The sequence below is a fragment of the Orbaceae bacterium lpD04 genome, assembly GCA_036251935.1.
Classification (GTDB): Bacteria; Pseudomonadota; Gammaproteobacteria; order Enterobacterales; family Orbaceae; genus Orbus; species Orbus wheelerorum.
The window spans coordinates 1085668-1098327 of sequence record CP133967.1 but is presented as its reverse complement, the minus strand read 5'-3'; the positions used below and the strand labels follow the sequence as shown (position 1 = coordinate 1098327).

Annotated in this window: 12 protein-coding genes; 3 read left to right on the top strand and 9 right to left on the bottom strand. The window is 32.4% G+C overall.

The genetic code is table 11. From position 1 onward, the window contains the following. Nucleotides 1-80: 80 nt before the first annotated feature. The 4 genes from RHO14_05090 to RHO14_05075 all read right to left on the bottom strand — a co-directional run bounded on the left by RHO14_05090 (nucleotide 81) and on the right by RHO14_05075 (nucleotide 4950). Nucleotides 81-1121 (bottom strand): MucB/RseB C-terminal domain-containing protein, encoded by a 1041-nt coding sequence (locus RHO14_05090; GenBank protein ID WVD72176.1) that lies wholly within the window; start codon nucleotides 1119-1121, stop codon nucleotides 81-83. Nucleotides 1122-1132: 11 nt separating this feature from the next. Next, nucleotides 1133-1696, bottom strand: coding sequence for an RseA family anti-sigma factor (locus RHO14_05085; protein WVD72175.1), 564 nt, complete (start codon nucleotides 1694-1696; stop codon nucleotides 1133-1135). Nucleotides 1697-1731: 35 nt separating this feature from the next. Further along, nucleotides 1732-2304 (bottom strand): RNA polymerase sigma factor RpoE, encoded by a 573-nt coding sequence (gene rpoE / locus RHO14_05080; GenBank protein WVD72174.1) that lies wholly within the window; start codon nucleotides 2302-2304, stop codon nucleotides 1732-1734. Nucleotides 2305-2454: 150 nt separating this feature from the next. After that, a complete protein-coding gene (locus tag RHO14_05075) occupies nucleotides 2455-4950 on the bottom strand; it encodes a class I adenylate cyclase (GenBank protein WVD72173.1) in 2496 nt (831 codons plus the stop codon). A 148-nt stretch (nucleotides 4951-5098) separates the two neighbouring features. Between RHO14_05075 and RHO14_05070 the strand changes: the two genes are divergently transcribed. The 3 genes from RHO14_05070 to RHO14_05060 all read left to right on the top strand — a co-directional run bounded on the left by RHO14_05070 (nucleotide 5099) and on the right by RHO14_05060 (nucleotide 7128). Next, the gene (locus RHO14_05070; GenBank protein ID WVD72172.1) at nucleotides 5099-5704 is read left to right on the top strand and encodes a CoA pyrophosphatase; all 606 of its coding nucleotides are present in this window, start codon (nucleotides 5099-5101) and stop codon (nucleotides 5702-5704) included. 32 nt (nucleotides 5705-5736) lie between these two features. Then, nucleotides 5737-6438: a bifunctional 2-polyprenyl-6-hydroxyphenol methylase/3-demethylubiquinol 3-O-methyltransferase UbiG gene (gene ubiG / locus RHO14_05065; protein WVD72171.1), complete on the top strand. Its 702-nt coding sequence runs from the start codon at nucleotides 5737-5739 to the stop codon at nucleotides 6436-6438. A 195-nt stretch (nucleotides 6439-6633) separates the two neighbouring features. Then, nucleotides 6634-7128 carry a single-stranded DNA-binding protein gene (locus RHO14_05060; GenBank protein WVD72170.1) on the top strand — a complete coding sequence of 165 codons (495 nt, stop codon included), beginning with the start codon at nucleotides 6634-6636 and terminating at the stop codon, nucleotides 7126-7128. Between the two features lie 141 nt (nucleotides 7129-7269). Here the strand turns inward: RHO14_05060 and RHO14_05055 are convergent, their stop codons facing one another. The 5 genes from RHO14_05055 to RHO14_05035 form a co-directional block, all read right to left on the bottom strand. Then, a complete protein-coding gene (locus RHO14_05055; protein WVD72169.1) occupies nucleotides 7270-7962 on the bottom strand; it encodes a DUF2461 domain-containing protein in 693 nt (230 codons plus the stop codon). Between the two features lie 34 nt (nucleotides 7963-7996). Continuing rightward, nucleotides 7997-8749 carry a 3-deoxy-manno-octulosonate cytidylyltransferase gene (gene kdsB, locus RHO14_05050; protein WVD72168.1) on the bottom strand — a complete coding sequence of 251 codons (753 nt, stop codon included), beginning with the start codon at nucleotides 8747-8749 and terminating at the stop codon, nucleotides 7997-7999. Beyond that, nucleotides 8746-8925, bottom strand: coding sequence for a Trm112 family protein (locus RHO14_05045; GenBank protein ID WVD72167.1), 180 nt, complete (start codon nucleotides 8923-8925; stop codon nucleotides 8746-8748). The genes kdsB and RHO14_05045 overlap by 4 nt, the downstream gene beginning before the upstream one ends. A gap of 28 nt (nucleotides 8926-8953) precedes the next feature. Beyond that, nucleotides 8954-9925 (bottom strand): tetraacyldisaccharide 4'-kinase, encoded by a 972-nt coding sequence (gene lpxK / locus RHO14_05040; protein ID WVD72166.1) that lies wholly within the window; start codon nucleotides 9923-9925, stop codon nucleotides 8954-8956. Between the two features lie 302 nt (nucleotides 9926-10227). Next, on the bottom strand, nucleotides 10228-12534 hold the full coding sequence (locus tag RHO14_05035) for a DNA internalization-related competence protein ComEC/Rec2 (protein WVD72165.1): 2307 nt from the start codon (nucleotides 12532-12534) through the stop codon (nucleotides 10228-10230). Nucleotides 12535-12660 lie beyond the last annotated feature (126 nt).

The window sequence follows — 12660 nt, the reverse complement described above, 5'->3', positions numbered from 1 at the left end:
TAGATACTTTAAATTAAGCACAGCATTCTACACATTAATCAGCTTTAAGCAAAGTCCTACATGAATCGATTTTTTCATGATTATTTAATATTTATACTATCGGCTATACGTTCAATTGTTTCGGGAGGAAGATCACCAATAATAACAATATTCATATTGTCCATATTAACTGAATAAATTGTCCGTTCACCTTGAGTTGCCACATGAGCTGATTTATCGTTTGAAGAGCTCTTTGATACATTGACAGTGAAAGAAAAAATACCATCAGAAAATATCCTAGTATCAATATTAGATTTTTCAAAATCAAGATTATAAGTAGAGATTTCTTTAAATCCTCTTGGCAACCAATTAACCTGCCAAGAATTTATTTGCTGTTTGTCTTTATCTATCGGAACAATAATTGGATAATCGCGATCTTCAATGTAATTTTTAAAACTATTCTTATCAAAATCTAAATTAGTTGCTAATACCTTCATTTGTTTAATGATTTTAGAATTAAGGTCGAGCAAATCAATACGTAATGGCAAATTATTTTTATCATCAATCCATAATACATAATTATAACGATCTTTATCTTTAGGAATAACTCTCACTAATTGGCTACTGCGATTAGCGGTTCTTGCTTTACCTAATAATACAAAATCATAATATTGGTTTAATTTATTAAAGTCATTATAAACAATGTCAGGGAAAGCTTCGATTATATGATTAATCGCCAGAGAAAATGATTCACTCTCAGGCTGAAAATAACTAACAGTATCCTTGTTTAAAATAATTTCTTTGGGCGCACCCTCTAAATATAATAAATTGGCATAGTTTTGATTATTTACACCTAAGTGACGATACTGGAAAGTACTTGAATAACCATTAGCCTCTTGTTGCACGAAATAGATTTGATAATCACTATTTAATACTGCATTTTTCATATTACTTAGAATAGTAATAACAGAATCAGCTGATGGTTTTTTGGTGGATGTTGAAGTTGGCTCTTTCCCTACCTCCTTATTTATTGAGGCAGGGAACGCATAAAATGATAGAGCACATAGAATTACAATAAAAACAGTTTTTATATGCTTTAAACATAAAACAATACGATCAATTTTAAAGAAATTAATTATCATTTTAAAATAAACTATTGTTGTACATTTAGGCGTTTTTGTAACTCATAATTCTGAATTAGAAAACGTATTTTATTATATTCCTGAGCATCAACAGTATCTGGTTGTGTCTGATACTGATTTTGTCCAGTTGCTATGCCACCAACAGGTGACACACTAACACCAATAGGAACAGTATTTAAAACTGGCGACACATTTTCACTTGAAGAACTTTGTTGATACTGGACACCAGCAATAATGCCAAGCGTGATACAAGCAGCAAGCCCAACTTGACTTAATTTACTAACCACATCTTTGACTTTGATCCAAAAGATACTTTCTAATTTTGGTGCTGAAGTTTGATTAATACTTGATTGTTCAAATAATTCATCTAACGCAATTGCACTAGCAACTTTATCTGCAATATCCCATGTTAAAGCTCTATCAAATAGCTTACCTTGCATCACATCTCGAGCAACATGATAGCGGTACCAACTTTGTCTTAATTCTTCATCACTTGCAACAGTATCAATAAATTGAACATCAGATTGATTACCATCCATTAATGATGAAAGTTGTTCTTTCTGCTCTTTTAACATAGTTTGCCTTTTTAATTTTATTGACTTACTTCTTATTAACTTAATAGTGGTTTTAACTTTTCGTCTATCGCTTCACGCGCTCTAAAAATACGAGAACGAACCGTTCCAACAGGTGTACTCATTATTTCTGCAATTTCTTCATAGCTTAAACCTTCTATTTCTCTTAGTGTAATTGCAGTTTTTAAATCTTCAGGTAGTGATTCAATTGTTTGAAACACGACTCTTTTTATTTCATCTGATAACACTATACTTTCCGGGTTATCAATATCTCTTAGTAAATCGGCGCCTTCATATGTTTCAGCTTCTGACGCATCAATGTCAGAAGAAGGCGGCCGTCGTCCTTGTGCTATCAAATAATTTTTAGCTGTATTAACTGCTATTCTATATAACCAAGTATAAAATACGCTTTCACCTTTAAAAGAGCTTAAAGAACGATATGCTCTAATAAATGTCTCTTGTACCACGTCCGGAATTTCTGACGCCAATACATAACGAGATACCAAATGAGCTAATCGACTTTGATAACGAGTTACCAAAAGATTAAAAGCATTTTTATTGCCAGCAAGCACTCGGTCAACCAATACTTGATCGGTTACTTGTTCTCCCATTTAAGGCTATTCCTCATTATTATTCCTTTATCGCCATATGGTTAAAAATGCGCATACGGTGTATTAGAGTTCGAAAAATTAAAAAAGTTCCCACTATTTTAATAACATTGTAATAAATAGGCTATGAAATAGTGATTTAATAGCAAAAATTTATCTTGCTTCATTAAATAATGCAATTTCCCTATTACCTTGGGAATTATAAAAAATTTGGTAAAACTGAGGGAGATTAAAGTTAACAGATAAACTTGTTGCAAACGTAAAACGGTCATCAGATAAAGTATAAAAACTATTCACATCTCTAATCATACTTTGTATATCGCCATTGCAATCATAATAAACTTCAGCTTGATTATTTTCATTTAAGATGTAGAGATCAAATCCTGATTCTTTTTTTTCAAAGAAAAACTGAATAATTCCCTCACAAGCGATGCTATCAATTTCTTTAGGCAATTCGTTAGCAGTATTCCATAGATTATTTAGTGCACTACCATGAATTTTATTATTTGAAATAGCGCCATAAAAATCAATCGTATTATTAAATTGATGGGTAGATACACCAAACCGTTCAAAAAATAGATACCATGATGAACCATTTATACGCAATGGCATAAATTGTTTAAAGTTATTTTTTGTAGTACTTAAACGCAAATCAATACAGCGATCCATGAGATCTTGTAGTTGTTCTCTAATGGTACTATTAAGATATTTACTGTAACAAAATATTTTGATCGAATTTGGTAAATCAGCATCTTTATGCATACGGTTAAGTAATGTTTTGATTGCATCGAGTACACATAATGGCCCATCAAATTGTAATACTCTTATCTCATTCCAAGAATTGCGATAAAGTAAATTAATGGATTGAACCAGACTAACCTCTTGTTTACCATGATTTAATACATTGATATTAAATGAATTATTATCTAAGCAAATAATATCCTCTTCATTCGCTAAGTCATCTTTAAGATTAATCATTATTGCCAGATGCCTTATTTCACAAGGTCCATATAATGCTTCTTCGGTAGCCGTTGGAATTGTCACAGGAAAATATGATTGTAAATCATAAACTAATTGCTTCAATTTACTTGGGTTATGGTCGTTGCCATTTCGATAAAATAGTTGTGTATTATCAGCGATTAATTGATTAAAATAACACCAAGATACTAATTTCACTAATGAACTACTATATTCTAGATATTGGTGCCCGATAATCGAATCTAACGTCGGTTTTTGATTATACACATACCAGCCAATTCGATTAACTCTATCATTTTTGACATAAATAAACGTCAAATTATTTTCAGATAAGTTTTTTGAAATATTCGAGTTAATTACCGTAACTTTACCGGGTAAAACCTCATAAGCGGCATAGAGTTTACGTGTTAATATGGCTAAATCTTTTGGGCTAATTAGTGAATCTAGACTATTTCGACGACCAAATGTAAGTAAATTGCGATAACCTGTCATCATTGTTTGTAACAATAATTCGTTAACATCCCTCACTTTTTCAATTTTCCATAATTCATTAGAATCTAGAGCTTTGATATATTCTTTACTCCATCCCCAACTATTAACTAACTCCCCCAATAATGCCCGGCGCCATGATATATAGTTTGTCGCTTGAGATAACCGTTCATTAACTTTTAAATAAAAACACCCTCTAACTAAATTAAGCCGAGTTGTATCACCAATAGAAGTTAAATAATGAGTCACTTTTTCAAGCATCATGTAATAGGAATCTAAACAATAATAACGTATATCATTTTGTTGAATTAATGATTTTACATGATAAGCAACCACTTTATTATCTGGATATTCCCATGAATAAGCCTCAAGTAATAACGTTTTTAATACTGCTTTAAATGGTGAGTCGACGCTTTTGTAAAGTTGCCATAAGCTTGCCCCAAAATATTCTTCGGCAGACAAATCAATCAAGGAACCAAAATCAATCCATTCAGCACGATTGATGACATTCGCAGCAGCTAAAGCAGAAATACATTCGTCATAAGAAGCATATTCTATACCATCAATTTTTAAATTTGATGGAATTAGATACCAAAGTAGTAACTTACCAGCTAGGTGATTAGCACTACGATAAAACTCTTCAAGCAGTAACATGTGCTGAGCTGATCCACAATTTTCCCCCATTAAGCATTCATGGTGTTTATCTTTAAAGCGATCTACATCAACAATAAATAATGTTAATTGTATATTATAACTTCCAGCCCATTTTTCAATTAAATGGCACTTACGTTCTAAAAGAAATCGCTCTTTTTGAGATAGACTATCCTCAATACAAACCCAAACATCTAAATCGGAGTCAATCGATTGCCCTAAAGTACAGGTACTACCCATAGAATAAAGTGCTGAAATTTTGTGTTGAGATAGTGTTATATCGGTTGGGGAAAATCCCAATTTTTGTTCTATCTTGTCGATAATTTCAGATGGAGGGGTATAGCCGGAGATCCCATGCGGAACCTGACCATCAAAATAGCCGGGTAAATTAGGATGATGATAATGCAATAACATTGGCAATAACAAAAAGACATCCTGAAATGATTCAGGCATTGCATCAAGCGCTCGCATTTGTTTTACTAAAGCAAGCTCATTCAGTGTATTTTTTATTCTGTTGAGATAATCTTGCATAACGTCTCTAAAATTAAAAACGTGACTAGAAGCACATTTTTATAATATTATCGCAATCTAACATGTTATTTTATTAACGTAAAGAACTTTACAAAAGCAAATATAAAACAACTTTTATGCTTTTAAAATCAAATAGACTCGAAGCAAAATGATTACGATAAGTAATATTATTAATAAAATAGAAAGTAATAGCATAACAGCTGATCTCAAAGATAATGCCGCGGTACTTATTCCTATTATTTATGTAAATAACCAACTCCACTTATTATTTGAAGTTAGATCTTCAACGCTTAAATGGCAGCCTGGCGATATTTGTTTTCCTGGTGGCAAAATGGAATGGATTGATAACTCGCCCATTGATACCGCTATTCGTGAAACCAGTGAGGAATTAGGCATTGCTGAAAATACCATTAAAATATATGGTCAATTGCCCTCTTTCTTATCGAATATTGGTTTAAAAATTTATCCTGTAGTTGGCGAGTTAGCATCATTAGAACTAAATATAAATAAAAACGAAGTTTCTAATACTTTTAGTGTACCAATTGAATGGTTTATTAAAAATAAGCCAATTGAAACAATAATCGAAGTAGCACACAAACCCACCGATAATTTTCCATTTCACTTAATACCAAATTACACTAAAATATGGCAAAAGCGTTCGCAACATAATATTTATGTCTATCATTATGAAAATTATGTTATTTGGGGATTAACTGCACAAATAATACGATTATTTTTAAAAACTATAAGCTAAACTTAGTGTAGAAATTTATTAAAGGAAATAATATGTCACACAATATTGATACAAAAGAAATTGATAAATTTTCACAATTAGCCGATGAGTGGTGGGATCCAAATGGCAAATGTAAACCTTTACACATCATAAATCCATTGCGTGTTGAATATATCAAACAACATTGTGGTGAAGATCTAATAGGTAAAAATTTGCTTGACGTTGGCTGTGGTGGGGGTATTTTATCAGAAAGCCTAGCACAGCTTGGTGCTAACGTTACTGGTCTTGATTTAGCTGAAGCGTCACTAAATGTAGCCGATAACCATGCCAAACAAAATCATCTTGTAATCAATTATATTAAATCTTCAATTGAAGAACATGCGCAGCAAGCACAAAAACAATACGATATTATTACCTGTATGGAATTATTAGAACATGTGCCTGACCCAAAATCCATTATTAATGCTTGTGCGAAACTACTTAAACCACAGGGAAAACTCTTTTTATCAACAATAAATCGTAATTATAAAGCTAAATTATTACTCATTTATGGTGCTGAATATATTAGTCGATTGGTACCGAAAGGAACTCACGATTTTGAACGTTTCATTCGGCCTTCCGAACTTATGGAGATGGTTTCACTTGCAAGGTTACAAACGACCGATATTATCGGTATGGAATATCACCTTCTTAAAAATCAGTTTTTGCTTGGAAAGAATATTGACGTGAATTATATTTTAATGGCTGAAAAATAATCTCAATTACAAATTATGATTAACTAAAAGATATAAGTAATGGTTACAGAAAAAAATTTAATAAAATATTGGTAAGCCTGTCGTAAAAAAAGTAACTAACAAAGAAAAACTATTACGTTAACTCTCGCTCATGCTACAATATACAAATAGTTTATAAATTACAAAATAGTTAAATAATGTTTAGGAGTGATATCAATGGCAAATCGGGGAATAAATAAAGTTATTTTAGTTGGTAATTTAGGACAAGATCCTGAAGTCCGTTATTTACCTAATGGTGGTGCTGTTGCGAATATAAGTATTGCCACTTCTGAAACGTGGAAAGACAAACAAACAGGTGAACAAAAAGATAAAACCGAATGGCACCGAGTTGTCATCTTTGGTAAACTTGCTGAAATTGCTGGTGAATATCTAAAAAAAGGTTCACAAGTATATATTGAAGGTCAGCTACAAACACGTAAGTGGCAAGATCAATCTGGTCAAGATAAATATACAACTGAGGTTGTGGTTAATATTGGTGGTACTCTACAAATTCTTGGTGGACGTGGTACTAATTCTACCGATGATGCCCCACAACAAAATTGGGGACAGAGCTCAAACAATAGCTCATCAGCTCCTTCACGACAAGCTCCGGCTCAAAAAGCGCCAGCTAACGAACCACCAATGGATTTTGATGACGATATACCGTTTTAGGATCTACCTTAGGGTATAAATGTAAAAATTTTATCAACAACCCCTTATAACAAAGGGGTTGCTTGTTTTTATCTTACATGAATTGATGTAAAAATAATTGATTAATGTTTAGATATCAAACATTCAATTGAAATTTAGATATCACAATGTAGGGATCGTTTTAATTATTTCAACACGCATGAGATAACTATAAAGTGGAGTTAGTTGCTTAAAGCCCTTTAGTAGTTTTTTCGCTAAATCAGGCTTAAAGAGATCCTCTATTTGATTACTTGTAGCAATAACTGCAAAATCCTTACGGTTATACCACGTTGCAATTTGTTCAAGCTGATCTTTAATCAAAGGCCTTTTGTACTTTTCGCCGACAAGTTCAAACGGTTTTTTTACACAGCGGACAACATCTAGAAATTTATTAGGATCTTGGTTAATTTCACTTCTAAAAATATCCATAGTTTGTTTGGGAGCACAATAATAGCCAAGCCCGTAACGATACATATCAGGAGCTATTTCAAAGAAATAGACAGGCGATTCTTTCCAATCCTTGCTTGGTCTTTTGAATGTTAACCAAAGATGGCTTCGGTATAGTGATTTATCATGAGAAAAACGTGTATCTCTATTAATCCTTGAAATTGTTTTACCAATAGCAGGCTTGGTTTCGAACCACTCATCAATCGCTAGCATCCCTGATGTTAATTGTTCAACTAATAAACGAAAAGGTTTGACTAACTCATTATCATAAATAGCTCGATTATCAGCAAACCACTCTCGGCTATTTTGTTTTTTAACCTCTTGTAAAAAATTTAATCCAGCCTGAGAAAATCCCATAAATTGAGTCATGATAACCACCTTTTATTCGTTTATTTAATCACGATTAACGATTAGTATAAATTTGTCTTACATTGTCTAAATCTTCCTGAGTATCTACACCTATTGCTGGAACTTCTTGCGCAACTGCTACGTGGATTTTTTCCCCATACCAAAGAACTCTTAATTGCTCTAGCATTTCTATTTGCTCAAGCATGCTTGGCTGCCAGTTAATATATTTCCGAATAAAACCCGCTCTATACGCATAGATCCCAATATGACGTAAATAAAAATCAGCAATTGAATCTTTATTTACAGCAAAGCGATCTCGTTCCCAAGGAATAGTAGCACGCGAAAAGTAGAGAGCATAGCCGTCTTTATCTGTGACAACTTTAACTGCACCGGGATTAAATGCCTCTTGAGCAGTACTAATTGGAACTGCAAGTGTTGCCATACCTGTTTTATATTTAATTAAATTTTTAGCAACTTGATCTATGATCACAGGCGGAATTAGTGGCTCATCACCTTGAACATTAACAATGATATCATCATCATTAAACTTACATAAATTGATAACTTCGGCTAAGCGCTCGGTACCAGAATTATGTTTTTCACTAGTCAAAACGACTTCACCACCAAATGATGATACAACATCAAAAACTAGCTGGTTATCCGTTGCAACAATAACTCTATCGGCACAGCTCTGTTTAGCTTGTTCCATAACACGAACAACCATCGGTTTACCCGCAATATCAGCAAGCGGTTTGCCAGGCAAACGAGTTGATGCATAGCGAGCAGGAATAACAACTGTATAGCTCATTCCGGCTCCTTAAGATCTGACGTCTGAGCTTCATTTTCTAGCAAAACGGGGATCCCATCACTAATAGCATAAATTAACCCATCTTTAGGACAAGTAAGACTTTGAGATTGTTCATTGTATTCAAGCTTCCCAAAACATTTAGGGCATGCGATAGAGCTAAGTAATTTTTCTTTCATAACTTGTACACCTTAATTAATAATATTATTAATTGATTTTATCCAATAAGTTTTCAATAAATTGAGCGGGTAACACGGCATTAATAGGTAAATACCACCAATTGCTTTGAGCGAATTCTTCACATTTAACAGCATCTTTTTCTGTCATTAACAGTATCTGACTTGGATTAGCTAATTTTAATAGTTGCTCCTTCGAGTAACTTTGATGATCCATATAAGATACAGTGTTTACTAAATCAACATGTTGTTTTTTAAGCATGGTAAAAAATCGATTTGGATCACCAATACCAGCCATTGCACAAATATTAGCTAATTGACTAATGGGTTTTCGCTCTTTTGTTAAAAGATTAATTGCCTCATTAGGTACTAATTCCATAGAATATGCGTTGGTATAAGCTTTATTACTTTCACCATTAATAATCAAATAATCGATATGATTTAAACGAGATATTGATTCTCGCATTGGTCCTGCAGGCAAATACCACCCATTACCAAAATCACGTTTACCATCAACGACAACAATCTCTATATCTCGCTTTAACGAATAATGTTGTAAGCCATCGTCAGTTATAATGATATCAATAGGATAACGGGTCAATAAAGCTTTTACTGCATCACTACGTTTAGGTGCAACAGCAAAAGGTACGCCAGTGCGTTGGTATACCAAAACTGGTTCATCACCAACTATATGTGCAGGAGTATCGTTAGTAACAACAACCGGGTAACTTGAGCTTTTACCACCATAGCCACGAGATACTACACCGACACGATAACCTCTTGCTAATAATTGCTCAACTAAATAAACAACAACAGGCGTTTTACCATTCCCCCCAACAGATAAGTTACCGACAATAATAACTGGAACAGGGGCTTTCCATGATTTGAATATCCTTAATTTGTACATCGCTTTACGAATAAATACAACTATTCCATATATTATGGAAAAAGGAATTAGCAGCCAATATAGCTTATTTTCTCCTGACCAGATTTTGGTGATCATGTAATAGTATTCTCGCTTTAATTAGTTATTAAACTGAATCTGATGAAGCTGGGTATTGATTAATAAACTCTGTATGCTGACTCGTTCAATCATTTCACCTTCACTGATGGGGTATTTCATCCATATTTTCGATAATTTAGATTCGGCGTGAATTGGTATCCTATCTTTTTTAACTTGATTAATGCCGGTTGGATTGCACGTTCTGATTCAGTATCTAATGCTGAAGTCGCCTCATCTAGGATTAAAAATTGCATACCCAATAGTTAATTTTAACATCTCATAGTATTTAGTTTATTTTACCTCTAATTAGGTAAAGCACCAAACCAATCATGATACCAACGAGATTTTATTTCACGTCGCATCGTATTAACAACTAATTTATCAGGATAAAATAATATTGACACTTGCCCAAAATAGCTAGTTAAATAATAATCTAGTTTAAGTTCATTATAGCGATTTAGTACTTTCTTAGCAGGTAACTTCCAAGGATTGTAGCGAGATATTGAACCAATAGAAATTTTAGGATTTACTTTAGCTAAAAAAGCATAATGAGATGAAGTATTACTACCATGATGTGGAATTTGTAATATTGTTGAAAATAGTAATTCTTTGTGATGTAGAATTAATTGCTGTTCTTGTTTTTTTTCTAAATCACCGGTTAATAAAATAGTGTTTTTTCCATCAGAAATCTTTACAACACATGATTGTGCATTTAAAGTTGATTCACTTAATTCATTTGGCCATAATATTAATAGCATTAGATCGCGCCAATAAAACGTATTGCCACTTTTACAAAGATAGTCATTATTTAACTTAGTTGATGAACTCATTACCCAAGCATCAGGATAGTGCATCTTAATAGTTGTTAAGCCGCCAATATGATCATTATGTTCATGACTAATTATAATCCCCTCAATAGAAAGATTATGCCATCTTATAAATGGTAAGATAATTTGCTCTGCGGCAGAACCATTTTGCCATTTAGCGCCAGTATCATACAAAATAGCCGAACTACCTTTTCGTATCACTATAGCTAATCCATGGCCAACGTCTAACATATCGATCTGCCACTGCTCTGCTCTTTGCTTTATTACAGGGGAAAGCATAAATACAATTACCAATAAAAACAATATCTTATTTCTCCGCCATATACCGACACGGTAAAAAATAAATATCAACCATCCAATATAGCTAAACAAATAATACTGAGATGAAATATATAACCAATAACCAGATAGTTTTTCTAAAAGATAAAATATTCCATTTAAAGAAAGATCAGCCATGATAGCAAACCAAATAGCTAGGTAAGAGCAATCAAAAAAGCTCATAATCATCATAATTAATATGAAAGGAAATGTAATTAAAGAAATAATTGGGATCGCAATAAGATTAGCAATAATTGCAACGCTACTAATCCCATTAAAAATAAAGAATTGTATCGGTAATAATAAAAATGTTAATAAGCATTGCAATTTTAGTAGTTGCCATAAATAACTTTGTTTAACACAAGTCTTTTTTAAAGTTGGAAGCCATTGAGCGATAAATATTAGGCAGATGACAGCATAACAAGAAAGCCAAAAGCTTTCAGATAGTATCATTAAGGGATCAAAAAATAGTAATATCGCGATAATACGATTAATAACCTGCCAAGAATTCAATGACTTTTTATAAAAGCGTAATACTAACCATATAAATAAAGCAAGTATTGCTCGCATTACTGGGGGATTAAGCCCGACAAGCCAAGCATAGAATGCAGCAATAGTAAATGCGCTAAGTAACGGGAACCAATAAAATATTAATTTAATAGGTAATAAAAACTGCACGCTTTTTATTAGTCTGTTAACTAAAAAAACAACTAATATAATATGCATACCTGAGATAGCCATTAAATGAGCTATACCTGTTTGATACATGACATTTTTATGTTCAAAAGTTAGCCTTGAACGTTCACCAAATGCTAAAGCAAGCATTAGGTCACCATAATCAAATAAATTAACATACAATAATGTTTTATCAACGAGCTGTTGCCTAACATTTTTAGTGCTTTCTATTTGAGTTGCATCATCTATTGTACCAACTAATAAGCTACGATTAGCTATATTAAATCGTTGGCTGTCAAAGCCGCCTTGATTAAGATTACTGTGTGTAACTTTTGTTTTTACTTTTAGTTGCCACCTCTCGCCTGCTGCAGGAATAATATTATTATTCCATAACAATGATATAGTTAATCGTTGATCTATTAACTTTTGATTTATTTCCTTGATTTCAAAATTAACATAATAATGATCGCGGCTATCTGGACTATTATCTTGAGTGATTTTTATACTTTTGACTATAGCTAGAATCGTGATTTTTTTATCAATATATGGCTCGACTGTTGCTAAGTAATCTAACCCATTTTGGGTAGACCATAAAAAACCACATAATAAAATTCCACCCACTATAATAATTTTATTATTAAAAAATAGATTAAAAATAACGATGAAAATAAGAATGCCTAATAAAATGGAACTTATTTGAGTTGTAGGTAATTTTGCTAAAAATAATAATGCTAAACAACTAATTGAAAAGCAAAAATAGTATAAATCATAAAATATTTTACCATTCAAAAGATATCCTTAATGCTAAATAGTAATCAATTTAAAGTTAAAAATGAAAATTGATAAAATGTCATTACGAAATAAAGATAAAAATTAGCAAATAAAAAAATCTATTGAATAAATTTAATTATAGAT

Coding starts and splice junctions, on each gene's coding strand:
- RHO14_05070 (WVD72172.1), top strand. CDS start 5,099: ATGATTACGATAAGTAATATTATTAATAAAATAGAAAGTAATAGCATA.
- rpoE (WVD72174.1), bottom strand. CDS start 2,304: ATGGGAGAACAAGTAACCGATCAAGTATTGGTTGACCGAGTGCTTGCT.
- RHO14_05075 (WVD72173.1), bottom strand. CDS start 4,950: ATGCAAGATTATCTCAACAGAATAAAAAATACACTGAATGAGCTTGCT.
- ubiG (WVD72171.1), top strand. CDS start 5,737: ATGTCACACAATATTGATACAAAAGAAATTGATAAATTTTCACAATTA.
- kdsB (WVD72168.1), bottom strand. CDS start 8,749: ATGAGCTATACAGTTGTTATTCCTGCTCGCTATGCATCAACTCGTTTG.
- lpxK (WVD72166.1), bottom strand. CDS start 9,925: ATGATCACCAAAATCTGGTCAGGAGAAAATAAGCTATATTGGCTGCTA.
- RHO14_05055 (WVD72169.1), bottom strand. CDS start 7,962: ATGACTCAATTTATGGGATTTTCTCAGGCTGGATTAAATTTTTTACAA.
- RHO14_05060 (WVD72170.1), top strand. CDS start 6,634: ATGGCAAATCGGGGAATAAATAAAGTTATTTTAGTTGGTAATTTAGGA.
- RHO14_05090 (WVD72176.1), bottom strand. CDS start 1,121: ATGATAATTAATTTCTTTAAAATTGATCGTATTGTTTTATGTTTAAAG.
- RHO14_05085 (WVD72175.1), bottom strand. CDS start 1,696: ATGTTAAAAGAGCAGAAAGAACAACTTTCATCATTAATGGATGGTAAT.
- RHO14_05045 (WVD72167.1), bottom strand. CDS start 8,925: ATGAAAGAAAAATTACTTAGCTCTATCGCATGCCCTAAATGTTTTGGG.